The 23,387-nt window shown below is 66.1% G+C and carries 23 protein-coding genes; 10 read left to right on the top strand and 13 right to left on the bottom strand.

Going from position 1 to position 23,387, the window contains the following annotated elements; genetic code table 11:
- Window positions 1-4 precede the first annotated feature (4 nt).
- Together pssA and BM175_RS04615 are read left to right on the top strand one after the other, a co-directional pair.
- Window positions 5-781: a CDP-diacylglycerol--serine O-phosphatidyltransferase gene (gene pssA, locus BM175_RS04620; RefSeq protein ID WP_090959903.1), complete on the top strand. Its 777-nt coding sequence runs from the start codon at window positions 5-7 to the stop codon at window positions 779-781.
- 13 nt (window positions 782-794) lie between these two features.
- A complete protein-coding gene (locus BM175_RS04615) occupies window positions 795-1,349 on the top strand; it encodes a pyridoxamine 5'-phosphate oxidase family protein (RefSeq protein ID WP_090959899.1) in 555 nt (184 codons plus the stop codon).
- Window positions 1,350-1,355: 6 nt separating this feature from the next.
- Here BM175_RS04615 and BM175_RS04610 read toward each other — a convergent pair whose 3' ends face one another.
- The 4 genes from BM175_RS04610 to radA form a co-directional block, all read right to left on the bottom strand.
- Window positions 1,356-2,096, bottom strand: a complete 741-nt coding sequence (locus tag BM175_RS04610; protein WP_090959896.1) for an SDR family NAD(P)-dependent oxidoreductase — start codon at window positions 2,094-2,096, stop codon at window positions 1,356-1,358.
- Window positions 2,097-2,138: 42 nt separating this feature from the next.
- Entirely contained in the window at window positions 2,139-3,614 is a 1,476-nt protein-coding gene (purF, locus tag BM175_RS04605) for an amidophosphoribosyltransferase (protein WP_090959894.1), read from the bottom strand.
- A 156-nt stretch (window positions 3,615-3,770) separates the two neighbouring features.
- Window positions 3,771-4,406: a CvpA family protein gene (locus tag BM175_RS04600; RefSeq protein ID WP_090959891.1), complete on the bottom strand. Its 636-nt coding sequence runs from the start codon at window positions 4,404-4,406 to the stop codon at window positions 3,771-3,773.
- Between the two features lie 80 nt (window positions 4,407-4,486).
- Window positions 4,487-5,875 carry a DNA repair protein RadA gene (gene radA, locus BM175_RS04595; RefSeq protein WP_090959889.1) on the bottom strand — a complete coding sequence of 463 codons (1,389 nt, stop codon included), beginning with the start codon at window positions 5,873-5,875 and terminating at the stop codon, window positions 4,487-4,489.
- Between the two features lie 198 nt (window positions 5,876-6,073).
- Here radA and poxB point away from each other — a divergent pair, with 198 nt between their 5' ends.
- Window positions 6,074-7,792 (top strand): ubiquinone-dependent pyruvate dehydrogenase, encoded by a 1,719-nt coding sequence (poxB, locus tag BM175_RS04590; RefSeq protein WP_090959886.1) that lies wholly within the window; start codon window positions 6,074-6,076, stop codon window positions 7,790-7,792.
- 40 nt (window positions 7,793-7,832) lie between these two features.
- Here the strand turns inward: poxB and BM175_RS04585 are convergent, their stop codons facing one another.
- The 6 genes from BM175_RS04585 to BM175_RS04560 all read right to left on the bottom strand — a co-directional run bounded on the left by BM175_RS04585 (window position 7,833) and on the right by BM175_RS04560 (window position 13,919).
- The gene (locus BM175_RS04585) at window positions 7,833-9,317 is read right to left on the bottom strand and encodes a replicative DNA helicase (RefSeq protein ID WP_090959883.1); all 1,485 of its coding nucleotides are present in this window, start codon (window positions 9,315-9,317) and stop codon (window positions 7,833-7,835) included.
- 251 nt (window positions 9,318-9,568) lie between these two features.
- On the bottom strand, window positions 9,569-10,150 hold the full coding sequence (rplI, locus tag BM175_RS04580) for a 50S ribosomal protein L9 (protein WP_090959880.1): 582 nt from the start codon (window positions 10,148-10,150) through the stop codon (window positions 9,569-9,571).
- Window positions 10,151-10,173: 23 nt separating this feature from the next.
- On the bottom strand, window positions 10,174-11,097 hold the full coding sequence (locus BM175_RS04575) for a hypothetical protein (protein ID WP_090959877.1): 924 nt from the start codon (window positions 11,095-11,097) through the stop codon (window positions 10,174-10,176).
- A gap of 174 nt (window positions 11,098-11,271) precedes the next feature.
- Window positions 11,272-11,520 carry a 30S ribosomal protein S18 gene (rpsR, locus tag BM175_RS04570; RefSeq protein WP_055884193.1) on the bottom strand — a complete coding sequence of 83 codons (249 nt, stop codon included), beginning with the start codon at window positions 11,518-11,520 and terminating at the stop codon, window positions 11,272-11,274.
- Entirely contained in the window at window positions 11,520-11,957 is a 438-nt protein-coding gene (gene rpsF, locus BM175_RS04565) for a 30S ribosomal protein S6 (RefSeq protein WP_055884195.1), read from the bottom strand. Before rpsF ends, rpsR begins: the two co-directional genes overlap by 1 nt.
- Before the next feature lie 267 nt (window positions 11,958-12,224).
- A complete protein-coding gene (locus tag BM175_RS04560) occupies window positions 12,225-13,919 on the bottom strand; it encodes an EAL domain-containing protein (RefSeq protein ID WP_175526753.1) in 1,695 nt (564 codons plus the stop codon).
- A gap of 254 nt (window positions 13,920-14,173) precedes the next feature.
- Between BM175_RS04560 and fabD the strand changes: the two genes are divergently transcribed.
- From fabD to gmk, 7 genes are all read left to right on the top strand, one after another.
- Window positions 14,174-15,115, top strand: coding sequence for an ACP S-malonyltransferase (fabD, locus tag BM175_RS04555; protein ID WP_090959872.1), 942 nt, complete (start codon window positions 14,174-14,176; stop codon window positions 15,113-15,115).
- A 26-nt stretch (window positions 15,116-15,141) separates the two neighbouring features.
- Window positions 15,142-15,879, top strand: coding sequence for a 3-oxoacyl-[acyl-carrier-protein] reductase (gene fabG / locus BM175_RS04550; protein ID WP_090959869.1), 738 nt, complete (start codon window positions 15,142-15,144; stop codon window positions 15,877-15,879).
- 174 nt (window positions 15,880-16,053) lie between these two features.
- Window positions 16,054-16,290: an acyl carrier protein gene (locus BM175_RS04545; protein ID WP_026358398.1), complete on the top strand. Its 237-nt coding sequence runs from the start codon at window positions 16,054-16,056 to the stop codon at window positions 16,288-16,290.
- Between the two features lie 45 nt (window positions 16,291-16,335).
- On the top strand, window positions 16,336-17,601 hold the full coding sequence (gene fabF / locus BM175_RS04540) for a beta-ketoacyl-ACP synthase II (RefSeq protein ID WP_090959867.1): 1,266 nt from the start codon (window positions 16,336-16,338) through the stop codon (window positions 17,599-17,601).
- 99 nt (window positions 17,602-17,700) lie between these two features.
- Window positions 17,701-18,891: an endolytic transglycosylase MltG gene (gene mltG, locus BM175_RS04535; protein WP_090959864.1), complete on the top strand. Its 1,191-nt coding sequence runs from the start codon at window positions 17,701-17,703 to the stop codon at window positions 18,889-18,891.
- Between the two features lie 48 nt (window positions 18,892-18,939).
- The gene (locus tag BM175_RS04530) at window positions 18,940-19,830 is read left to right on the top strand and encodes a YicC/YloC family endoribonuclease (RefSeq protein ID WP_090959861.1); all 891 of its coding nucleotides are present in this window, start codon (window positions 18,940-18,942) and stop codon (window positions 19,828-19,830) included.
- Window positions 19,827-20,516 (top strand): guanylate kinase, encoded by a 690-nt coding sequence (gmk, locus tag BM175_RS04525; protein ID WP_090959858.1) that lies wholly within the window; start codon window positions 19,827-19,829, stop codon window positions 20,514-20,516. The genes BM175_RS04530 and gmk overlap by 4 nt, the downstream gene beginning before the upstream one ends.
- 6 nt (window positions 20,517-20,522) lie before the next feature.
- Here the strand turns inward: gmk and rsmA are convergent, their stop codons facing one another.
- Genes rsmA through BM175_RS04510 form a run of 3 tightly spaced genes read right to left on the bottom strand, consistent with a single transcriptional unit; the run spans window position 20,523 to window position 23,336 of the window.
- A complete protein-coding gene (gene rsmA, locus BM175_RS04520) occupies window positions 20,523-21,356 on the bottom strand; it encodes a 16S rRNA (adenine(1518)-N(6)/adenine(1519)-N(6))-dimethyltransferase RsmA (RefSeq protein WP_090959855.1) in 834 nt (277 codons plus the stop codon).
- The gene (gene pdxA, locus BM175_RS04515) at window positions 21,353-22,393 is read right to left on the bottom strand and encodes a 4-hydroxythreonine-4-phosphate dehydrogenase PdxA (RefSeq protein WP_090959853.1); all 1,041 of its coding nucleotides are present in this window, start codon (window positions 22,391-22,393) and stop codon (window positions 21,353-21,355) included. The genes rsmA and pdxA overlap by 4 nt, the downstream gene beginning before the upstream one ends.
- 1 nt (window position 22,394) lies before the next feature.
- Entirely contained in the window at window positions 22,395-23,336 is a 942-nt protein-coding gene (locus tag BM175_RS04510; protein WP_090959850.1) for a SurA N-terminal domain-containing protein, read from the bottom strand.
- Between the last annotated feature and the right edge of the window lie 51 nt (window positions 23,337-23,387).

Below are 23,387 nucleotides of genomic sequence, written 5' to 3'. Positions count from 1 at the left end.
GGCGATGGTTGAGCCGATCGAACCGCCGCCCGCCGCATCCTCGCGCATCCCCATCCGTCAGATTCTGCCGAACCTCGTCACGATCCTATCGATCTGTGCGGGCGTCACAGGCATCCGATTCGCCTTCGAGGGCCGCTTCGAACTGGCCGTCGGGCTGGTGCTGGGGGCGGCGTTCCTCGACGGTATCGATGGGCGCATCGCACGTCTCGTGAACGGACAAAGTCGGTTCGGCGCCGAGATGGATTCGCTTGCCGACATCGTGAATTTCGGGGTGGCGCCCGCGCTTCTTCTCTATGCCTACACGCTGCACGACGTCGGATCGTTCGGCTGGATCTGCGCGCTCCTCTACATCTCGGGCTGCGCGCTTCGCCTCGCGCGCTTCAACACGATGCTGGACGAACCGAACAAGCCGGCGTGGAAGAGCGCCTATTTCACCGGCATCCCGTCGCCGGCCGGGGCCGGCCTCGCGCTGTTTCCCGTCTATCTAGGGTTCACGTCCAACGTCGCCCTGCCGGACATCACGCCGGCTGCCGCGGCGATCTACCTCGTCATCGTCGGCGTGCTGATGGCGAGCCATATCCCGACCTATTCCGGCAAGACGATCAGCATTCCGCTGCGCCGCGAGTATGTGGCGCCCGCCGTCCTGGTCGTGGTGCTCTACATCGGCCTGCTTCTCAGCTTTTTCTGGGAAACACTGACCTTCTCGGCGATCGCCTACTACGCTACGATTCCGTTCTCCATCCGCTCTTACCGCGCGCAAAAGCAGCGGACGAGCGTCTAGGACGCCCTTCGATATGGCCAAGCAGTTCGAACGGATCGAGCCCGCGCATCGCGAGATGATGGGCCGCCAGGCGATTTTCTTCGTCGGATCGTCGGCAGGCGACAGTCGCGTCAACATTTCGCCTCGCTCGACAACCCACTTCCATGTGCTGGGTGATCTGTCGGTCGCCTATCTCGACCTCACCGGCAGTGGCAGCGAGACAGCGGCGCATGCGAAAGCCGGCGGCCGGGCGACGGTGATGTTCTGCACCTTCGACAGCGCGCCGCAGATCCTGCGTCTGTACGGGCGCCCCCGGATCGACTTCCGTGGCTCCGAGGCGTATGCGGCCTTTCTAGCCGAACACTATCCGAACGGGGAGCCGGTCGGAGCCCGGCAGGTCGTGACGATCGATCTCGATCTCGTCCAGACGTCATGCGGCTTTGCCGTTCCGCTGTTCGAGCATGTCGGCGAGCGCCCCGTCCTCGACCGATGGGCCGAGGCTAAAGGCGAAGAGGGGCTCGTCGCCTATCGCCGGGAGAAGAACACGGTCAGCATCGACGGCCTGCCGACGGGTCTCGACGAGGCCTGAACCCGGTCAGTCCGGCATGTGATAGGTCATGAACCGGTTCTGCCTGACGTCGAAGAGACGGCCCGTCTCCGTGCAGGACGGATAGGCGAGGGGCAGGATCCGCGAGGCGACGTCGGAAGGCGTCGGCAGCGTGTTCGGGTCCTCGCCTGGCATGGCCAGCGCCCGCATCGCCGTCCGCGTTCCGCCCGGATTGACCGAGTTCACCCGCAGCGGAAGGTTCTGCGTCTCGGCAGCCCATGAACGGCCCAAGGCCTCAAGGGCAGCCTTGGTGGCGGCGTAGAGCCCCCAATAGGCCTTACAGGAATGTGCCGCCCCTGATGACAAAAGGATGGCCCGCCCAGCGTCCGAGGCTCGTAGCAACGGGTCGACAGCGCGGATCAGGCGCCAGGCCGACGTGACATTGATCGCCATCGTGCGCTCGAACGTCTTTGCCTCGATGTGTCCTATGGGGCTCAGCGTTCCCAGCGCACCGGCATTGACGACCAGGACGTCGAGCTTGCCCCAGCGCTCATGCAGCGCGGCGCCCAGACGGTCGACGCCAGGCCCATCGGTCAGGTCGAGTGGCACCAGCGTCGCGGAGCTTCCGGCCTTCTGAATTTCATCATCGAGTTCTTCTAGGCCACCTACGGTCCGAGCGACGGCGACGACATGCGCGCCCTGTGCCGCGAGCTGCTTGGCCAGATGGTAGCCGATACCACGCGAGGCACCGGAGACGAGCGCGACGCGCCCTTCGAGCTGGCCGGACATGCTGGGAACTCCTGACGCTGAAATGGGGGGACGGCAGGCGGCTCAGCCGCTCGCCATCACCGCCAGACGGTGGACGTTGCTGGCCGCTTCCTTGTCTTGAAGGCGGGTCGGGTAGTCGCCCGTGAAGTAGTGGTCGGTGAACTGCGGACGGGCTTCGTCCCGGGCCGTGCCGCCGACAGCACGGTAGAGACCGTCGAGCGACAGGAAGGCGAGCGAGTCGGCGCCGATGAAGCGGCACATCGCGTCGAGCGAATCGTGCTGGTTCGCCAACAGCTTCTCCGCGTCGGGCGTGTCGATGCCGTAGAAGTCGGGGAAGTAGATCATCGGGCTCGCGACCCGAATATGGACCTCGCGCGCGCCGGCATCGCGGATCATCTGGACGATCTTTACCGACGTCGTTCCGCGCACGATCGAATCGTCGACCAGCACGACGCGCTTGCCCTCGATCATCGCGCGGTTGGCGGAGTGCTTTAGCTTCACCCCGAAGGCGCGGATCTGCTGGGTCGGCTCGATGAAGGTGCGACCCACGTAGTGGTTGCGGATGATGCCGTACTCGAACGGGATGCCGCTCGCCTGCGCGAACCCGAGGGCCGCGGGTGTGCCGCCGTCCGGCACCGGCACGATGACGTCGGCCTCGACCGGCGCCTCGGCCGCGAGATTCACGCCCATGTTCTTGCGCGCGACATAGACGCTGCGTCCACCGACGACCGAGTCCGGTCGGGCGAAATAGACGTATTCGAAGAGGCAGAGCCGCTCGGCCGGCGGGGAGGGCGCCTTGCGCGCGTCGATCGTGATCGAGCCGTCCGGCTGGATCTCACAGATCACGACCTCGCCGTTCTCGACGTCGCGCACGTATTTTGCGCCGATGATGTCGAGCGCGCAGGTCTCCGAGCAGAAGATCGGCTTGCCGTCGAGTTCGCCCATCACGAGTGGGCGGATGCCGATGGGGTCGCGCGCGGCGATCAGCTTCGTGCGCGTCAGCGCCAGCATCGAGTAGCCGCCCTCGACCTTGCGGATCGCGTCGATGAACCGATCGGAGGAGGACGAGTGCTTCGACCGGGCGATGAGGTGGAGGACCACTTCGGTATCGGACGTGGACTGGCAGATTGCGCCATCGGCGATGAGCTGGCGGCGAAGGGTCAGGCCGTTCGTGAAGTTGCCGTTGTGGGCGACCGCGATGCCGCCGACCTCAAGTTCGGCGAAGAGCGGCTGGACGTTGCGCAGCGCGACCTCGCCGGTGGTGGAGTAGCGCGTGTGGCCGATGGCGACGAAGCCCGGCAACTTCGCCAGCGTCGCGGGATCGGTGTAGTGGTCGCCGACCAGACCCATGCGCTTTTCGGTGTGGAACTGCTGGCCGTCGAAGGTGACGATGCCGGCCGCTTCCTGCCCGCGATGCTGCAACGCATGGAGGCCGAGCGCCGTCAGCGTCGCCGCGTCCGAGTGTCCGAGAATGCCGAACACGCCGCACTCTTCGTGCAACGTGTCGCCGTCGAGTTCGTCGAAGGAGAGCTTGGTCATCTCACACCCGTTCTGGCCCATCGCGGCCCGCTGCCCGGTTCCGCCCGGCATATGGGAACGGCGACCGGATTTCGCGAACAAAAATGCGATCGGCGCGATCGCATCGCGCCGACCATGCTTCCCCCCTTCGGCCGGCAGGGGCAACCCCGCCGGTGATCAGTTCGCCGGTGCCTCCGCCGGCTGCTCTTCGCTGTCACGGATCGCGTCCTCGATCGAACCGGGCTGCTCGGCCGCCGGACTCTCGCCCGCCGGCGCGCCGTCGGCTGCGGGAGCTGGAGTGCCGAAGCGGTCGCGGATCGTCTCCTGCGGGTCGTCCGGGAGCGCGCTGACGAGGCGGTTTCCGAGCTCGTCAAGGAAGGGCTTGGAGCGGGCCTGCGCGACCCAGGAGGGCTGATTGCCCGACTGCGGCGGCGTCAGCCAGTTGAAGAACACCATGGCGACCACGACGAGCAGTAGTCCGCGGGCCGCGCCGAACAGGAAGCCGAGCGTGCGATCGATCGCACCGATGCGCGAGTCGATGATGAAGTCCGCGATCTTTAGGGTGATGAACGACACGACGATGAGGGTGCCGAAGAAGATGGCGGCGGCCGAGGCCACCAGCGCGATCTTCTCGTTGTGGATGTAGTTCGACATGAACGGTGTCAGCCGCTCGTAGAAGGCGTAGGCGGCCGCGGCGGCAGCGACCCAGCTCAGCACCGACAGGATCTCGCGGGAGAACCCGCGAACCATCGCCAGAAGCCCGGATACGAGCATGATGGCGATCAGGATCGCATCCAGCAGGGTGACGGTCATTCGTTTTCCGGTCTGGCTTTCATCGGGCGGCACGGCCGACGCCCGTTACCCGTGTCTTACACTGCGAAGACAGTGGAAAATCAAGTCTCCGATTGAAGCTGTCGCCCCGCCACCCGCGCGACGAGGTGCGGCAGGCTCTCGATTTCATGCGCCGCGACCTCCCGGTTCCTGGGGAGATCGGCGCTCGCCGAGGGAAGGACCGATTGGCGAAACCCAAGCTTTTCGGCCTCCTTCAACCGCTGGCCCGCATGGGCGACGGGCCGCACGGAACCGGACAGACTGATCTCGCCGAAATAGACGCAGTCCGTCGGAAGCGGTTGACCCGACAGCGACGAGACCAGCGCCGCTGCGACCGCGAGATCGGCCGCCGGCTCCTGGATGCGATACCCGCCGGCGACGTTGAGGTAGACGTCATGCTGCCCGAGCCGCACGCCGCAATGCGCCTCCAGAACCGCCAGCACCATCGCAAGCCGGGGTTGGTCCCATCCGAGGACCGAGCGGCGCGGCGTGCCGAGCGTCGAAGGCGCGACGAGTGCTTGGATCTCGACCAGCACCGGCCGCGTGCCTTCCATACCGGCGAAGACGGCGGCGCCTGGCGCCTGCTCGTTGCGTTCGCCAAGAAAGAGTTCGGACGGGTTCTGGACCTCGCGCAGGCCGATGTCGCTCATCTCGAAGACGCCGATCTCGTCGGTCGGCCCGAAGCGGTTCTTCACCGTGCGCAGGATGCGGTAGTGGTGTCCACCTTCGCCCTCGAAGTAGAGGACGGCATCCACCATGTGCTCGACGACGCGAGGCCCCGCGATCTGGCCCTCCTTCGTCACGTGGCCGACGAGGATCACCGCCGCGCCGCTCGACTTCGCATAGCGGATCAGCGCCTGGCTGCCGGCTCGCACCTGGGTCACCGTACCTGGCGCCGACTCGGCCATGTCGGTCCAGACCGTCTGGATCGAGTCGATGATGACGAGATCGGGTCGCTTGTCCTGCCCGAGCGTCGCGAGAATGTCCTCGATGTTGGTCTCAGCCATCAGCTGGACGCTGGTATCGGCTGCCTTCAGGCGTTGGGCGCGCAGGCGCACCTGCGCCACCGCCTCCTCACCCGAAACGTAGATCACCTTATGCCCGCCGCGCGCGAGCGCCGCGGCCGCCTGCATCAAGAGCGTCGACTTGCCGATGCCAGGATCGCCGCCGACGAGAAGCGCCGACCCGCGCACGAAGCCGCCGCCGGTTACCCGGTCGAGCTCCGCGATGCCCGAGACGATGCGCGGTGCCTCCTCGGTCTCGCCCGACAGCGGCATGAGAGCCGCGGGACGCCCCTTGCGCTTGGAGCGCAACGGCCCGCCGCCGATCCCGTTGGTGTCGCTCTCCTCGACGATCGTGTTCCACTCGCCGCAGGCTTCGCACTTGCCTTGCCAGCGGGTGAACACCGAACCGCAGTTCTGGCAAATGAAGGTGGTCTTGGTCTTGGCCATGGGTACCGCGATGTGATCGACACCCTGTAGATGGCATGAGAACAAACAGGAAACAAGGATTCCGACGTCACTGTGCGTGCAAGGGGCCGCGTCGTTCGAGGTGCATGGCTGCATCGCTTGCCGCGCAAGGAACGGTCTCGGAAGGGGGCCGTTCTGACACGGTCCACGGAAGAGCCGCAGCCGGCGCCGGAGTATGCGATGACCACGATCTCCCAACTGATGATTCAGACCCTCGCCGAGGCCGGCGTCAAACGGATATGGGGGGTCACCGGTGACAGCCTGAACGCATTGACCGCCGCACAGGCGAAGGACGGCCGCATCGACTTCCTCCACGTGCGCCACGAGGAGGCCGCCGCCTTCGCTGCGGGTGCGGAGGCGGCCGCGACGGGCAGCCTTGCGGTCTGCGCTGGCAGCTGCGGACCCGGCAATCTCCACCTCATCAACGGCCTCTACGACTGCCAGCGCAATCACGTACCGGTGCTTGCCATCGCCGCACAGATTCCGTCGAGCGAGATCGGCCTCGGCTACTTTCAGGAGACCCATCCCACCGAACTCTTTCGTGAGTGCAGCCATTTCTGCGAACTGGTCAGCAACCCTCGCCAGATGCCGGAAGTGCTGCACCGCGCGATGCGCACGGCGATCGCCCGCAAGGGCGTGGCGGTGATCGTGCTGCCCGGAGACGTATCGATGCTGGACATCGAAGGCGACGTGCCCGCGTTCGCCGCACCGATCCCCGCGCGCCGCCTGCCGGACGATGCGGCGGTGGCGCAGGCCGCCGGCATCATCAACCTGTCGGAGCGGGTGACGATTCTCGCAGGCGCCGGTACGGCCGGGGCGCATGATGCGGTCGTCGCTCTCGCCGACCGGCTGGCCGCGCCGATCGTCCACGCCTATCGCGGCAAGGAGCACATGGAATGGAACAACCCGTTCGACGTCGGCATGACCGGCCTCATCGGGTTCTCGTCGGGCTACCATGCGCTGATGGAGTGCGACGTGCTCCTGATGCTCGGCACCGACTTTCCCTATCGCAACTTCTACCCGAAGGGCGCCAAGGTCATTCAGGTCGATACGGACCCGTCGGCGCTAGGCCGACGCGTTCCCCTCGATCTGGCGGTCGAGGCCGATGCTGGGGAATTTGCTTCCGCGCTGGCCGGCAGGATCGCCGCCGGCCGCGACCGAACGTTCCTCGAGGCCGCGCTCGCCCACTATCGAAAGGCGCGCGAGGGACTGGACGACCTCGCCACGCCGCGCGGGGCGGGCAAGCCGCTGCATCCACAATATGTCGCTCGGCTCGTCAGCGAGCTCGCCAGCGATGATGCCATCGTGACAGCCGATGTGGGAACGCCGTCGGTCTGGGCCGCGCGCTATCTAAAGATGAACGGCCGCCGCCGCCTGATCGGCTCTTTCAATCATGGTTCGATGGCCAACGCTCTGCCACAGGCGCTCGGCGCGCAGGCGGCCTTCCCAGATCGGCAGGTCGTATCCCTGTCGGGCGATGGCGGGCTGGCGATGCTCATGGGCGAACTGCTGACGGCGGTCCAGATGAAGCTGCCGGTGAAGATCGTCGCCTTCAACAACGGCTCCCTCGGTTTCGTCGAGATGGAGCAGAAAGCGGCGGGCTACCTGCCGACCTATGTCGATCTGCAGAACCCGGATTTTGCGGCCATGGCGCAGACGATCGGCCTGCGCAGCATCCGCGTGTCGGACTCGGAGGCGTTGGAGCCGGCGCTGCGCGAAGCCTTCGCGCACGACGGACCCGCCCTCGTTGACGTCGTGACGGCACCGCAGGAACTCTCGCTGCCGCCAAAGATACAGGCGGAGCAGGCGAAAGGGTTCAGCCTCTACATGCTCCGCGCGATCATGTCCGGGCGAGGCGACGAGGTCGTCGAACTCGCCACGACGAACCTTCTTCGCTGACCGAACACATCGCCTGCGACAAGCGTCGCGGGCGGCCAGCCTACTCGTAGCGCTCGGGCAGGTGGCTTTCCTCGGCGAGATCGGTGAAGCGCGTGAACTCGGCCTGGAAGGCCAGCTGCGCCGCACCCGTCGGTCCGTGGCGCTGCTTGGCGATGATCACCTCGGCCTTGCCGCGCGCCTCGTTCATTTCCTGCTGCCACTTCATGTGCTCGTCGGTGCCGAGCTTCGGCTCCTTGGCCTGCAGGTAGTATTCCTCGCGATAGACGAACATCACCACGTCGGCGTCCTGCTCGATCGAGCCGGACTCGCGAAGGTCGGACAGCTGGGGGCGCTTGTCGTCGCGGTTTTCGACCTGACGCGACAGCTGCGACAGGGCGATGATCGGGACGTGGAGTTCCTTCGCCAGAGCCTTCAGGCCGGTCGTGATCTCGGTGATCTCCTGCACGCGGTTGCCGGCGGTCTTGGCCGAGCCCTGCATCAGCTGCACGTAGTCGATCACCATCACGTCGAGCCCGCGCTGACGCTTGAGCCGCCGGGCGCGCGCGGCGAGCTGGGCGATCGAGATACCACCCGTCTGGTCGATATAAAGCGGCGCCTTCTGCATCATTTCGGTGCAGGCGACGAGCTTGGAATATTCGGCGTCGGTGATCGAGCCGCGCCGGATCTTCGACGACGAGACCTCCGACTGCTCGGAGATGATACGCGTCGCCAGCTGTTCGGCCGACATTTCCAGCGAGAAGAACCCGACGACGCCGCCGTTCGCCGCCTTGAACGAGCCGTCGGCCTGTTCGGCTGGCTCGTAGGCCGCCGCGATGTTGAAGGCGATGTTGGTCACGAGCGACGTCTTGCCCATCGCGGGACGGCCCGCGAGGATGATGAGGTCCGAGTGCTGCAGGCCGCCGAGACGGCGGTCGAGCTCTCGGATGCCGGTCGAGATGCCCGACAGGCCGCCGTCACGATCCTTGGCGGCGCCTGCCATCTCGATGGCCAGCGCCATCGCGTCCTCAAACGACTGGAAGCCGCCGTCGTAGCGACCGGTTTCCGCCAGCGAGAAGAGGGCCTTCTCGGCGTCCTCGATCTGTTCCTTCGGCTCGGCGTCCACCGGCGCGTCGAAGGCGGCGTTGACCATGTCCTCGCCGATGCGGATCAGCGATCGGCGAAGCGCCATGTCGTAGACTGCGCGGCCGTAGTCGTTGGTGTTGATGATCGTCGTCGCCTCGGCGGCGAGCCGCGCGAGGTACTGGGCGACCGTCATGTCGCCGATGCGGTCGTTCGCCGGAAGGAACGTCTTCAGCGTCACGGGCGTCGCGATCTTGCCCATGCGGATCATCGCCGAGCCCTTGGAGAAGATCTCCCGGTGGATCGGCTCGTAGAAATGCTCGGGCTTCAGGTAGTCGTGGACGATGTAATAGGCGTCGTTGTTGACCAGGATGGCGCCGAGAAGCGCCTGTTCGGCTTCGATGTTGGCCGGCGCCTCACGATAGAGCGGGGCCTCCTCCTCGAATTTGCGTGCGGCTTCCGCCATCGCTCGACCTCGTCGGATTGGGTAAACATTCCTCTTAACCGAGTTGGGTCTTCCGGGCCAACAGTTCGAGAGCGGGGATCAGAAAAACACCACAGGCGGTGGACGGCCTAGGGAAAGGCGGTGGACAAGCTGTGGACGAACCCATGGGCCGAACCCAGCCTATGAACGAAAAAGGGGCTTCCGGTCGAAGCCGGAAACCCCTTCCTGTGCACAGAGCTGCGGCGGGCAGTTCGCCCGCCGCCTCAGGCTTGTCAGCCGCGGTCGTCCTCGTCCTCGGCGCCTTCCTCGAAGAACTCGCCACCGCCGGGGACCACAGCATCCTCGTTCTCGCCGTAGATCGCGTCGGCCGAGTTGAGCTTCTCGCCCTTGGCCTGACGCTCAGCCTCTTCCTGCGAGCGGGCGACGTTCACCTCGATCGTGACCTGCACCTCGGCGTGGAGGTTGAGCTTTACGGTGTGGAGGCCGATCGCCTTGATCGGAACGTTCAGCTCCACCGAGTTGCGGTTCACGTTGTAGCCCTGCTCCTTCAGGATGTCGGCGATGTCGCGCGCCGAGACCGAACCGTAGAGCTGACCGGTCTCGCCAGCCGAGCGCACGATCACGAGGCGCAGGCCCTCGAGCTGGTCCGCCACGCCCTGGGCTTCCGAACGACGCTCGTCGTTGCGGGCGATGAGCGAGGCCTTCTGCGACTCGAACTTGGCGCGGTTCGCCTCGTTGGCGCGGAGCGCGCGGCCGGTCGGGAGGAGGTAGTTGCGGGCGAAGCCGTCGCGCACGCGGACGGTGTCGCCGAGACCGCCGAGGCGGGCGATGCGCTCGAGAAGAATGACTTCCATGGTTTTGTTCCTTTGCTTGAAGGTCAGGTGTTGGATGCGTCCGCCATCCGGTTTCGGGCCGTGTCGAAGACCCCAAGAACCAGGAAGGCGAAAAGCGGGATGAAGAGGAGGATGATCGCACCGTAGGCGGAGAAGAGAACCAGTCCACGGGCAGGACGGCCGCGCGTGCGACGGTGCATCGCAGCGAGACCGACAAGGGTGAAGCCCATGCCGAACGCGCCGGTCAGCACGGCGCCGAGCATACCGACGATGCCCGGTGCAAAGGACGCAGCGAGACCCAGAGCGAAGATCGGGAGCGCGACACGCGGCAGCGTCGTCGCCACGGGGAGATCGTCCTTCGGGCGGGGAAGGCGGCCGCTGATGCGCGTGATCGCGGCCGCGACGTAGAGGCAGCCGATCCAGGTGAGGACCGAGATGATCGGCTGCACGAAGGGGATCGCTGACACCACGAGCTGGACGAAGCTGCGGATCTCCTGCTCGCCCGCGATCGTACCGTCCGGCTGCGCGAGGAGAGCCTGTGTGACAGCGGCCTCGAGACCGGCAGCATCATAACTCATCAGGAGACCGAGCACGACGCAGGTCGCTGCGGCGATGCAAAGGATCGCGAAGAGAAGGCGGGAGACCGGATACCAGTCGAGGCCCGCGCCGTCGTCGCGAGGGCGCGCAAGTCCGGCCATGTGCCCCACGGCCGCCGCGGGAAGCGCCGATCCGAGCAGCATCGTCACGCCCGACAGAACGGCGCCCGTGAACGCCGCGATCGCGATGGCGGCGGTCGCAGCCGCGATGAAGCCGGCCCGGCTGCCCCAACCGAGGCTTGCGATGAAGATGGGAACGGGAGCCGCGAGAGCCAGCACCACGGCGCCGGGCGACTGGGTCACCACGCCGGCGAACAGAAGAGCCGCTGCGACGCCGGCGACCAGTCCGATAGGGAGGGCTGAGAACTGCATGGGCTCGTTTCGCTGTCCTGCCTGCGGCAGTTAGGGGACCGATCGCCCCAACTCGGCTCTTCTCGAAACCTTCGTGATCCACCGGTGCCGAACGCGGTGGAAAAGGGAAGGCGACGGGCCGTGGCCCGCCGCCGATCTTTCAGGAGAGCGCCCCAAGGAGGCCCCTCGCCGTCCTTACTTCAGGACGTAGGGCAGGAGGCCCAGGAAGCGGGCGCGCTTGATCGCCTGGGCGAGGGCGCGCTGGTTCTTCTGCGACACCGCCGTGATGCGCGACGGAACGATCTTGCCGCGCTCGGAGATGTAGCGCTGCAGGAGACGGACGTCCTTGTAGTCGATCTTCGGCGAGTCACCCGACGCGAACGGGTCGGACTTGCGGCGACGATGGAACGGACGACGCGTGGGGAGCTGGGCGATGTCGACCATTACGCGGCCTCCTCGTTGCGCGGACGGCGCGGACGGTCATCGTCCTCGCGACGCGGGCGGTCCTCGCGGCGCGGGCGGTCGCCACCGTCACGGTCGCCACGGCGCGGACGGTCGTCGCGCTTCTGCATCATCGCGGACTGACCCTCGTCGTGCTCTTCGACGCGGATCGTCATATAACGCAGGATGTCCTCGTTGAAGCGCATCTGGCGCTCCATCTCGTCGACGGCCGCGGACGGCGCATCGATGTTCATCAGCGTGTAGTACGCCTTCCGGTTCTTCTTGATCCGGTAGGTGAGGGTCTTGAGACCCCAATTCTCGACCTTGCCGACCTTGCCGCCATTGGCCTCGATCACGCCGCGGTACTGATCCACGAGCGCCTCGACCTGCTGGCCGCTGATGTCCTGTCGGGCAAGGAAAACGTGCTCGTAAAGAGCCATGGCGTTTGCCTTTCCATCGGTTGCGCATTTGCCCGGCGACAGCGGCTAAGCCTCTGCGACTCTCCTGTTGGCCAAGATGGCCGGGGGCGGAAAGGCGCGTCGATAGAGACGGTCGAGAGCGGGAACACGGGAAGTCGGACAGGGGCGCACCCCAATCCGGCGGCGTCGAAACGAACCGCCTTCCGTTCAGCCCCCGGCTGACGCACGGGCAATGACGGTGCACGCCATAGACGAGGACGGCCCGGATGGCAAGCCAGAACCCGTGGATCAGCCGAAGCCTGCGTCGCTGCCGCGGCTCACCGTCGCGATGGTCGGCTCCGCCTTGCCGGCGAAATATGGCCCCTGCGCTCGCATCCGACCGAAGCGCTGAAGGGCGCGCCACTGCCGGTCGGTCGCGATGCCGTCGGCCGACATCTCGATCCCCAGGCGCTGACAGAGGGTCCAGACCGCTCCCATCATCGCCTCGGCATCGGCGTCCCCGAGAATGCGTGCCGCGAGATTTCGGTCGAGCTTCAAACGTGCGACGCCCAGCGAGCGGAGATAGCCGAGGTCCGGGCGACCGGCACCGAAACCGATGATGACGAGCCGCACGCCGGTTTGCGTCAGGCGCCGGATGGCAGGCGTCAGTTCGTCGCAGGACGCCAGGACGGCGCTTTCCACGATCTGCAGTTCAAGCCGATCAGGCGACAGCTCGCAGTCCGCCAGGACGCGAAGCGTCGCGTCGACGAGATCGGGGTTCAGCAAGGTCGTGGCATCGACCGTTACAGCCACATTGCGACAGGTGCCTTCGGTCGGGTGGCGCTCGACGAAGCTCGAGACCGCACGTCGAATTGACCAGAGATCCAGGAGATACGAAAGGCCGGCGTCCGCGGCCAACGCTCTCAGGTCGTCGGCAGCGAGCGTCTGGCCCGTCCGGGTATTCGTCCAGGTCAGGTCGGTTTCGACGCTCTCGATTTCACCCGATACGCTGTCATGCTGCGCCTCGAACGCAAGGTCGATGGCGTCGTTTGCCATCGCCACGATCAGATCCGCCTGCAGCAACCGCTGATCGAGCATCGACTGCTCGCGGAGGGGGTCGAAGCAGGCGACATCGCCGCGTCCCTGATGCTTGACGTCGTAGAGGGCGATGTCGGACGCGCGGTGCAGAGCGTCCCGCCGTGTGCCGTCGAGCGGTGCCGAGGCGATGCCGACCGAGCAACCGATCGTGATCCGGTGACCGAGGACGGACATCGGCTCGCCGACGGCCTCGACGATCTGGCGCCCCACCTCGACAGCCGTCTCGCGGGAAAGACCGTCCAGCATCACGAAGAATTCGTCGCCGCCGAAGCGGAAGACCTGACCGGCATCACCGACCGCCGTGCGGATGCGTTCGGCGGCCTGCCGGAGCACGAGATCGCCCATCGCGTGGCCGTGCTGGTCGTTGACCTCCTTGAAGCGGTCGAGATCCAGCGCAAGCGCATGGATATGGCCTTCGCCGGCGGTGAGACGCTCCTCGACCGCGTCCCATACGGACAGCAGGAGGGTGCGGTTGCCGAGGCGCGTCAGCGGGTCGTGGTGCGCCAGAAACTCGGCGTGCTCGGTCGCCCGTTTCAGTTCGGTGACGTCGGTGAGGCTGACGACGAAGTCGGATTCGTCGGCTCTCATCAGCTCCGCCACGCTCACCATCACCTGTCGATGACTGTCCGACCCGGCGACGATGGCTTCGAAGCGATGCCCGTGGCGCAGGTTGTCCTCGAGTTCCGTGCCGTCCGTCGGGCAGAACGTCTCGGCAAGGCAGGATAGTGCCGCGGTTCCGCCGAACAGGTTGGCTGCGGCCTCGTTCGCGAAGAGGAAGGACGCGTCGCGGCGCAGGACGAGCACGCCGACCGGGACGGTGGACAGGATTTCGAAATCGCGGTGGGTGGTCGGGGCCGATACAAGACCGCGACCATCCCGCCCGGTGTGATCCGTGCGTTCCGTCACTCGATTCGCTCCCTGCTTCATGTCTGTCGTGCCGAGGGGCTGCACCCTCGATCCGGTCTCTAAAAGTCTCGGCGACCGGTTTTGTGCCAACGACTGCCGCAGCGTAAGGGTGTCGGAGTTTCCGAGGTCTTAACGACACTCCGACCGTTTCATGGACGACCAAGCGTGAATGCGCCGGAGGACGGGTCGCGTCGCCTTGACAGGCCGCGCCCGGCTCCGCACTACGCGACCTTTGAACGATATGGGAGAAGGCGATGACGCTCGCGGTTGTTTTTCCAGGACAGGGAAGCCAGGCCGTCGGAATGGGCCGTGAACTCGCGGACGCCTTTCCCGAAAGCCGTCGAGTCTTCGAGGAGGTCGACGAGGCCCTTGGCGAGAAGCTGAGCGACGTGATCTGGAACGGTCCGGAAGACCAGTTGACCCTCACCGCCAACGCCCAGCCGGCGCTGATGGCCGTATCGCTTGCCGCGATGCGGGCGCTGGAGGCTCGCGGGTTCGATCTTGGCGCATCCGCCGACTTTGTCGCCGGCCACTCGCTCGGCGAATATTCCGCGCTCGCCGCAGCCGGTTCGCTGTCGGTCGCCGATGCCGCACGGCTTCTGCGGATCCGCGGTGACGCGATGCAGGCGGCCGTGGCACCCGGCGAAGGCGCGATGGCCGCCATTCTGGGGCTCGATCACGAGACGCTTCAGTCCGTCTGCGCCGAGGCCGGCCAAGGCGGCGTCTGCCAGATCGCCAACGACAACGGCGGCGGGCAGATCGTGATCTCCGGCACGAAGGCTTCTGTCGAACGCGCGATGGAGGCTGCGCAGGCCGCCGGTGCCAAGCGCGCGATCGCCCTATCGGTATCGGCGCCGTTCCATTCCATGCTCATGCAGCCAGCCGCGGAAAAGATGCGGGAGGCCCTCAGCACGGCCACGCTCGTCTCGCCGCGGGTGCCGCTGGTCGCCAACGTTCTTGCCTCCGCGATCTCGGACCCGGAGGAGATCCGGGCGCATCTCGTCGAGCAGGTGACGGGCCAGGTGCGGTGGCGCGAAAGCATGACCTATCTCGCCGACGGCGGCGTCGATCTCCTGCTCGAGGTCGGCAGCGGCAAGGTCCTGTCGGGTCTCGCCAAGCGCATCGATTCGCGTCTGTCGGCCGTCAGCGTCGGCAAGCCGGCGGATATCGAGCCGGCGATCGCGCGCCTCGCCTGACACTCTCCAACGTAAGGAAGCGGCACATGTTCGATCTTTCCGGCCGCAAGGCCCTCGTGACGGGCGCCAGCGGCGGCATCGGCGAATCCATCGCGCGCACGCTGCATCAGGCGGGCGCGACGGTCGGTCTGCACGGCACACGTCGCGAGAAGCTGGACGAACTCGCGAGCTCCCTCGGCGAGCGCGTCCACGTCTTCCCGGCCGATCTCGGCAGCCGCGAGGGGCAGAGCGGCCTTGCAGAGGCTGCGGACAAGGAACTCGGCGGCGTCGACATCCTCGTCAACAATGCCGGCATCACCAAGGACGGGCTGTTCGTCCGCATGTCGGACGACGACTGGGATCGCGTTCTCGAGGTCGACCTCACGGCCGTCTTCCGCCTGACGCGGGCTCTGACCCACCAAATGATGCGCCGCCGCTACGGTCGCATCGTCAACATCACCTCGATCGTCGGCGTCACCGGCAATCCGGGTCAGACCAACTACTGCGCGGCGAAGGCCGGCATGATCGGCTTTTCGAAGTCGCTCGCCCAGGAAATCGCCTCGCGCAACGTAACGGTGAACTGCATCGCGCCGGGCTTCATCGAAAGCGCGATGACGGGCAAGCTCAACGAGAAGCAGACGGAAGCCATCATGGGCGCGATCCCCATGCGCCGCATGGGCCAGCCCGCCGAGATCGCCGCCGCCGCCCTCTATCTCGCGTCGGAGCAGGCGGCCTATGTCACGGGCCAGACGCTGCACGTCAACGGCGGCATGGCGATGATCTGAACCCGGCTTGGCCAGCGCGCTTTCGCCATGCTAAGCCGCAGGTCTCGCCGAGCTACCGAATCCGCCCACATCTTCGCAGATGGGGCTTGGACCAGCACCGACGGGGTAACGCTTGATTAACGGGACCCCGGCGTCTAACGAAACGGCGAAAGCCATCTCAACAGAGGAATGACCATGAGCGATACCGCTGAACGGGTGAAGAAGATCGTCGTCGAGCACCTGGGCGTCGAGCAGGAGAAGGTCACCGAGAACGCTTCGTTCATCGACGACCTCGGCGCCGACAGCCTCGACACGGTCGAGCTCGTCATGGCGTTCGAAGAAGAGTTCGGCGTCGAGATCCCGGACGATGCGGCCGAGACGATCCTCACGGTCGGCGACGCCGTGAAGTTCATCGAGAAGAACCAGGCCTGAGACCGGCGGGCGGGCTTGGCCCGCCCTTCATTTTAAGAGTTCGGAATGAGACGAGTCGTCATCACCGGCGTCGGAATGGTCAGCCCCCTGGGGGCGGGCGTCGATGTGACATGGAAGCGTCTGTTGGAGGGCCGCAGCGCGGCTCGCCGGGTCGAGAGTTTCGACGTCTCGGACCTGCCCTGCCAGATCGCATGTCAGATCCCGCGCGGTGACGGCTCCGACGGCACGTTCAATGCCGATCTCTGGATGGAGCCGAAGGAGCAGCGGAAGGTCGACGATTTCATCGTCTACGCCGTAGCCGCTGCCGCCGAAGCGCTCGACGATGCCGACTGGCATCCCGAGAGCTATGACGATCAGTGCGCCACCGGCGTTCTGATCGGTTCGGGCATCGGCGGCCTCGAAGGCATCGAGCGCCATTCGTTGATCCTGGCGGAGAAGGGTCCTCGACGGATCAGCCCGTTCTTCATTCCGGGTAGCCTCATCAATCTCGCATCCGGCCATGTCTCGATCCGCAACGGATTGAAAGGGCCCAATCATTCCGTCGTGACCGCCTGTTCGACCGGCGCCCATGCGATCGGCGATGCTGCGCGCCTCGTCATGCTGGGCGATGCGGACGTCATGGTGGCGGGTGGTGCGGAATCGCCGGTCGGACGGTTGTCCCTGGCGGGCTTTGCTGCCTGCCGCGCCCTCTCGACCAGCTATAACGACGATCCGACGGCGGCCTCCCGACCCTACGACAAGGGGCGCGACGGCTTCGTCATGGGCGAGGGCGCCGGCATCGTCGTCCTCGAAGAACTCGAGCATGCCCAGGCTCGCGGCGCGCGGATCTATGCCGAGGTCATCGGCTACGGTCTGTCCGGCGACGCGCACCACATCACGGCTCCGGCCGAAGACGGCGACGGCGCCTATCGCTGCATGAAGGCGGCGCTGAAGCGCGCCGGCATCACTGCCGACCAGATCGACTACATCAATGCCCACGGCACCTCGACGCCGCTCGGCGACGAGATCGAGCTGCGCGCCATCGAGCGGCTCGTCGGCGATGCGGCGTCGAAGATTTCGATGTCCTCGACGAAGTCGGCCATCGGCCACCTTCTCGGTGCTGCCGGCGCAGTCGAGGCGATCTTCGCCACCCTCGCGATCCGCGACAATGTCGCGCCGCCGACGCTCAATCTGGTCGATCCGTCCGTGGAGACCAAGATCGATCTCGTTCCGCTGAAGAAGCGCGAGAAGCAGATCGATATCGCCTTGTCGAACTCGTTCGGCTTTGGCGGCACCAACGCATCGGTCGTTCTGCGCCGCTTCGAAGGCTGAGCCCTTCCGGCTTTCGCCACATTCGAATGCTGCTACCTGCGTGAGGACGCCGGCAGCTCACGCAGTCATGACTGCGGACAGGCCGGCCAAGCGGGCGCGATGGACGGGCGCTCACCTGCAACTGGTACAGGGAGGTCCGCCGTGACCCATGGTTCCGACGAACAGCTCCAGCCCAGCGGCGAGGCACCGAGCCGTCGCAACAAGCCGAAACGACGCTCCCGGCATGCGCGAAACGGCTTCGTGATCCTGATGAACTTCGGCTTCAGCCTGGCGCTTCTCGCGGCCGTGGCGGGGGGGCTCGTCTTCTACTGGGGCAAGCAAACCTTCGACAGCGCCGGTCCGCTGCAGACGGAAGCGACCTATCTCGTCAGCCGCGGCGCCGGACTGGAGAGCGTCGCAGCCGGGCTCGAGCGAGCGGGTATCGTCAGCGATGCGCAGGTCTTCGAATACGGAGTGCGCGTCGCCTCCTTGGAGGGTTTGAGCGGTCGCGGCGACACCGGCATCCGTGCCGGCGAGTACGCCTTCGCGCCCGGTGCCAGCATGCGCGACGTCATGGAGACGCTTCGCAGCGGCAATTCGATCCAGCATGCCGTCACGATCCCGGAAGGCTGGACCGTCCACCAGATCTACGCGCGCCTCGCGGCCGATCCGGTTCTCGTCGGCGATTTGCCGCCCATGGTGGCCGAGGGAACCCTGCTTCCTGAAACCTACACGTTCACGCGCGGCATGACGCGATCGGCGATGGTCGATCGGATGAAGGAAGCCCAGTCGGAACTCGTCGAACAGATCTGGGCCGGGCGCCAAGACGACCTGCCGGTGAAGGATATCGGCGAGTTCGTGACGCTGGCATCGATCGTGGAGAAGGAGACCGGAATCGCGGCGGAGCGTCCGCACGTGGCGTCCGTCTTCGTCAACCGTCTGCGCGAGGGGATGCGGCTCCAGTCCGATCCGACGATCATCTACGGCGTCTGGGGTGGCGCCGGGAAGCCGTCGGACGAACCGATCCGCCAATCGCACATCGCTGGGGCGACGCCCTACAACACTTATGTGATCCGCGGCCTTCCGCCCGGCCCGATCGCCAATCCGGGCCGGGCGTCGCTCGAGGCCGTCGCTCATCCGCTCGACACCCGCGACCTCTATTTCGTCGCCGACGGAACGGGCGGCCATGCCTTCGCCCGCACGCTCAACGAGCACAATGCCAATGTCCGTCGCTATCGTGACATCGAGCGGGCAGCCGCCGCCGCGCGCGCCGAGGCCGACTCGCCGGAAAATCCTGCTGTTGCGCAGTAGGCCTGCGGCAGGCCGCCAACGGCGTGCGCGCACAACAGCGGAGACCAGATGCCGTTGAACAGCATGACGGGCTTTGCCCGTGTCGAGGGAGCGACGCGCGACGCTGATTTTGTCTGGGAACTGCGATCGGTCAACGGTAAGGCGCTGGAGGTCCGGCTTCGCCTCCCGCAAGGGATGGAAAACATCGAGGCGGACGTCCGCCGCATCGTCGCGAGCCGCTTGAGCCGAGGAAATTTGCAGGTCTCGCTCAACCTGCGGCGCGTCGTCGACGAGGCGCTGCCCTTCGTCATTCATCGCGAGATGCTGGATGCCGTTTTACGGCTTTCAGGCGAACTCGTGCGCGACGGCCACGCGACCCTGCCGTCTGCAGACGGACTGTTGGCGCTCCGTGGCGTCATCGACGTCGCGGAGCGGGTCGCCAACCCGGAGGACGATGCCGCGCGTCAACGCGATGTTCTGGCCGGGCTGGTCGAGGCGGTCGAGCGTCTCGTCGCATCGAGAGCGGACGAGGGCCGGCAACTTGCTTCCGTCCTGAACGGCCGGCTGGACGAGATCGAACGTCTGGTCGACCTCGCCGAACGGGACCCCAGCCGCGACGTCGAGACCATTCGCGCCCGGTTGGCGCGGCAGGTCGCCGAGCTGACCGGCGCGGCCGGAGGACTTGATCCAATTCGTCTTCATGCGGAAGCCGCCCTGATCGCGACGCGCGCCGATATACGCGAAGAGCTGGATCGGCTTACCGCTCACATTCATGCAGCCCGCGACCTTCTGGCCCAAGAGGGTCCTGTCGGTCGTCGCCTCGATTTCCTGGCGCAGGAATTTAACCGCGAATCGAATACGGTGTGCTCCAAATCCAATGCGGCTTCGTTGACCGCCATCGGCCTCCAGCTGAAGGTCGTCGTCGACCAGCTGCGCGAACAGGTTCAGAACATCGAATGAAACTGCAGGCCGATATCGAGTCCCCCGTCCGGATCGCACGGCGCGGCCTCATGCTCGTCATCTCGTCACCCTCGGGTGCAGGGAAGTCGACGATCGCGCGAAGCCTCCTGGAGCAGGATACGCGGTTCTCGCTGTCGGTCAGCGTGACGACCCGCACCCGCCGACCCAGCGAGATCGACGGCGTTCATTACCACTTCATCACGCGGGACGAGTTCTTCCGTCTGCGTGATGGCGACGCGCTGCTGGAATGGGCCGAGGTCCACGGAAACCTCTACGGCACCCCGCGCGAAGCGGCCGAGAAGGCCATGCGCGACGGCCGAGATATGCTGTTCGACATCGACTGGCAGGGCGCTCTCCAGCTGCAGGAGAAGGCGAAGGCCGACATCGTGTCGATCTTCATCCTTCCCCCGTCGATGGAGGAGTTGAAGTCGCGTCTCCTGCGCCGTGCGGAGGATTCCAGCGAGACGATCGCCATGCGCCTGCGCAATGCGAAGGTCGAGATCGAGCGTTGGCGGGACTACGAGTATGTCGTGATCAACGACGATCTCGATCGAGCCTTCTCGGCGGTTCTCTCGATCGTGAATGCCGAACGGCTGCGACGGGACCGGCGCCCCGGCCTCTTCGACTTCACGTCGGTTCTCCTCGAACAGGCGTCCGCCGATATCGGAAAGCTCGACAGCCGCTGAGCGCGGTCAAGCCGCCAGCGCGTTGGCGAGGCGGACGAACTCCGCCACCGAGAGGGTCTCGGCACGCCGTGTCGGGTCGATCCCGGCGCGTTCGAGAAGCGCTTCGCCCCCCACAGACTTGACGCTCTGCCGCAGCATCTTGCGGCGCTGCCCGAATGCGGCGGCGGTCACGCGCTCGATGTCGGCGAGGCGGGCGGGGAGCGGCGCGGTCTTCGGCACGATCCTGACGATCGCGGAGGTGACCTTGGGGGGAGGCGTGAACGCCTCGCGGGATACGTCGAACAGGATTTCGGCGTCCGTACGCCATCCGCAGAGCACGCCCAAACGGCCGTAATGGTCGTCATCGGGGCCCGCAACGATCCGTTCGGCGACCTCCTTCTGGAACATCAGCGTCAGATCGGTCCAGCGCGGCGGCCAGTTCGGACCGGTGATCCAGTTCAGAAGAAGCTGCGTGCCGACGTTGTAGGGCAGGTTGGCGACGATCTTGAACGGACCGTCGCAGAGCGATGCCGGATCGATCGCCAGCGCGTCGCCCTCGATGACTTCGAGCCGTCCGGGATAGTGATCAGCGATCTGCGCCAGTGCGGGCGTGCAGCGCGGATCCTTCTCGATCGCGATCACCTTGCCCGCCCCGTGAGCCAGCAGGGCACGGGTCAGCCCGCCAGGGCCTGGGCCGACTTCGACCACGGTCGCGCCTTCGAGCGGCGCCGCCTGTCGTGCGATGCGTCCGGTAAGATTGAGGTCGAGAAGGAAGTTCTGGCCGAGCGCCTTGCGCGGATCGAGGCCATGCGCTTCCAGCACCTGCCGGAGCGGCGGCAGGCCATCGAAGGCCGTCGTCAAGCTGCGGCGTCCTGCTCGGCTTCCGTCGCGCCAGCCATCCGGCCCGCGAGGCGCAGAGCCGCGATGAAACTGTTCGGCCGTGCGGTCCCGGTGCCGGCGAGATCCGCCGCGGTTCCGTGATCGGGCGAGGTGCGGATGATCGGCAGACCGAGCGTCACATTGACCGTCTCGTCGAAAGCGAGCGTCTTTGCGGGGATCAGGGCCTGGTCGTGATACATGCACAGCGCGACGTCGTACCGCGCACGGGCTTCGGGATGGAACATCGTATCGCCGGGCAGAGGACCGACCACATCGAACCCCTCGGTGCGCAGGATCTCGACCGCTGGGCGGATGATGTTTTCATCCTCATGGCCGATCGCCCCGCGCTCGCCGGCATGCGGGTTGAGGCCGGAAACTGCAAGCCGCGGACGCTCCAGCCCGAAGCGGGCGCGAAGATCGCGCGCGACGATGCGTGCCGTCGAGAGGATGAGTTCGGACGTCAAAGCCGCCGGGACGTCCGCCAGCGGAATGTGGATCGTGACGGGCACGCAGGATAGGTCCGGTCCGGTCAGCAGCATGACCGGCTGGCAGGCCTGCCCTGTCAGGTTCGTGCAGAGATCGGCCAGATACTCGGTATGTCCGGGATGGCGAAAGCCCGCGTCGTAAAGGGCCTTCTTGTCGATCGGATTGGTGACGATCGCTCCCGCCGATCCTTCGAGGACGAGACGCGTCGCCCGGTCGATGGCCTCGATCGTTCCAGCCGCGTTGGCCGGGTCGGGGCGCCCGGGCGCTTCGGAATGGTGGTTCACCAGCGGCAGGACGTCGAAAAACCGTGCATCCGCGCCGCACTCGGACGGGCGACCGATGGTGCGCACCTGCACGTCGAGCCCGAGCCTTTCGGCGCGGCTCGCGACCATTTCCGGATCGGCGATCAGGAAGAAGGTCGGAAGATCCAGAACCTGGCGACGCTCAAACGCCGCCAGCGTGACGTCGACGCCGACGCCTGAAGGCTCGCCGACCGAGACGGCGAGAGGAAGGGGACTTGCGCGGCGGGACACGTCAGCGACGAACGATCGTCGCCTTCTCCTTCAACTTGGCAAGATAGTCCTTATCGGGCTCCTTCTTGCCCATCGCCGCGAGATCCTTCTCCTGGAACACCATGGCGGCGACCTGGTCGTCGGAGACGGTGCGGGTGTCGCAGACGCCGATCAGCTCGACGCCGCGTTCCGTCGCCTGCGGCTTGGTCGCCCGGCCACGGCTCGTGTTCATGATGTCATCCTTCCACCGCGGCGGAAGTTCCGGCTCTGCGACGCGTCCCAGGTCGCGCACCGTGACGTCGCGCAGGCCACGGGCGGTCTCGAAGGTCGACTGGCAGTTCGTGAAGCGCTGGCGCAGGCTGTTGGCCTCCGACATGCGACGATCCAGCTGGGAGCTGCGCTTGTCGTTGGGAACGACGAAAATCACCTGCTGGAGGGAATACTCCGTGACCTTCGGCTTGGAGCCGCCCTCCTTCAGCATACGGGCGACGACATCCTGCTCGGACAGGCGCTCGGTCTGTCGCACGTTGGCGATCACGGCCTGACCCCAGCCCATCTGGACGCGGATGTAGTCTTTGAAACCCTTGGCCGAAAAGCCGGCTTGCGACAGGACCTGCGTCAGCTGCGCCTCGGTCAGCTTATTGTCCTTCGCAAAGCGACCGAACGCTTCGTCGATGGCCGCATCGGGGATGTTGATGCGTCGGCGCGCGATTTCCTGCCGCTTGATTGCTTCGTCGATCAACTCGTTGGTAGCCGCTTCCTCCCCGCCAGGCGCGCGGCGCAGCTTGAGGAACGCAGCGCGCTGCTGGATCTGGTAGGTGGTGATCGGCTGCTTGTTGACCACGACCTTGATTTCGGACGCGGCAAAGCTCGCGGAAGACAGGGACGCAGTCGCGGCCAGCGCGAGCGGCGAGGCCAGCAGCGAACAGACCGCAAGTCGGACGGCAAGGTTACGTGCGATCATGGCCTCTCGTGTCTCCCGGTTCCAGCGCATCGCCCACAAGCAATCGCGCTC

The sequence above is a fragment of the Aureimonas phyllosphaerae genome, from assembly GCF_900113065.1.
Lineage (GTDB): Bacteria > Pseudomonadota > Alphaproteobacteria > Rhizobiales > Rhizobiaceae > Aureimonas > Aureimonas phyllosphaerae.
The sequence above is the reverse complement of the archived record's forward strand: the minus strand, read 5'-3'. Positions and strand labels throughout refer to the sequence as shown.

Excerpts from the sequence above, each read along its gene's own strand:
- BM175_RS04600 (WP_090959891.1), bottom strand. The coding sequence starts at position 4,406 with ATGACCGTCACCCTGCTGGATGCGATCCTGATCGCCATCATGCTCGTA.
- poxB (WP_090959886.1), top strand. The coding sequence starts at position 6,074 with ATGACCACGATCTCCCAACTGATGATTCAGACCCTCGCCGAGGCCGGC.
- radA (WP_090959889.1), bottom strand. The coding sequence starts at position 5,875 with ATGGCCAAGACCAAGACCACCTTCATTTGCCAGAACTGCGGTTCGGTG.
- rpsR (WP_055884193.1), bottom strand. The coding sequence starts at position 11,520 with ATGGTCGACATCGCCCAGCTCCCCACGCGTCGTCCGTTCCATCGTCGC.
- pssA (WP_090959903.1), top strand. The coding sequence starts at position 5 with ATGGTTGAGCCGATCGAACCGCCGCCCGCCGCATCCTCGCGCATCCCC.
- fabG (WP_090959869.1), top strand. The coding sequence starts at position 15,142 with ATGTTCGATCTTTCCGGCCGCAAGGCCCTCGTGACGGGCGCCAGCGGC.
- BM175_RS04530 (WP_090959861.1), top strand. The coding sequence starts at position 18,940 with ATGCCGTTGAACAGCATGACGGGCTTTGCCCGTGTCGAGGGAGCGACG.
- BM175_RS04510 (WP_090959850.1), bottom strand. The coding sequence starts at position 23,336 with ATGATCGCACGTAACCTTGCCGTCCGACTTGCGGTCTGTTCGCTGCTG.
- BM175_RS04585 (WP_090959883.1), bottom strand. The coding sequence starts at position 9,317 with ATGGCGGAAGCCGCACGCAAATTCGAGGAGGAGGCCCCGCTCTATCGT.
- gmk (WP_090959858.1), top strand. The coding sequence starts at position 19,827 with ATGAAACTGCAGGCCGATATCGAGTCCCCCGTCCGGATCGCACGGCGC.
- BM175_RS04545 (WP_026358398.1), top strand. The coding sequence starts at position 16,054 with ATGAGCGATACCGCTGAACGGGTGAAGAAGATCGTCGTCGAGCACCTG.
- fabF (WP_090959867.1), top strand. The coding sequence starts at position 16,336 with ATGAGACGAGTCGTCATCACCGGCGTCGGAATGGTCAGCCCCCTGGGG.
- BM175_RS04615 (WP_090959899.1), top strand. The coding sequence starts at position 795 with ATGGCCAAGCAGTTCGAACGGATCGAGCCCGCGCATCGCGAGATGATG.
- rplI (WP_090959880.1), bottom strand. The coding sequence starts at position 10,150 with ATGGAAGTCATTCTTCTCGAGCGCATCGCCCGCCTCGGCGGTCTCGGC.
- mltG (WP_090959864.1), top strand. The coding sequence starts at position 17,701 with ATGGACGGGCGCTCACCTGCAACTGGTACAGGGAGGTCCGCCGTGACC.
- purF (WP_090959894.1), bottom strand. The coding sequence starts at position 3,614 with ATGACCAAGCTCTCCTTCGACGAACTCGACGGCGACACGTTGCACGAA.
- BM175_RS04575 (WP_090959877.1), bottom strand. The coding sequence starts at position 11,097 with ATGCAGTTCTCAGCCCTCCCTATCGGACTGGTCGCCGGCGTCGCAGCG.
- rpsF (WP_055884195.1), bottom strand. The coding sequence starts at position 11,957 with ATGGCTCTTTACGAGCACGTTTTCCTTGCCCGACAGGACATCAGCGGC.
- fabD (WP_090959872.1), top strand. The coding sequence starts at position 14,174 with ATGACGCTCGCGGTTGTTTTTCCAGGACAGGGAAGCCAGGCCGTCGGA.
- BM175_RS04610 (WP_090959896.1), bottom strand. The coding sequence starts at position 2,096 with ATGTCCGGCCAGCTCGAAGGGCGCGTCGCGCTCGTCTCCGGTGCCTCG.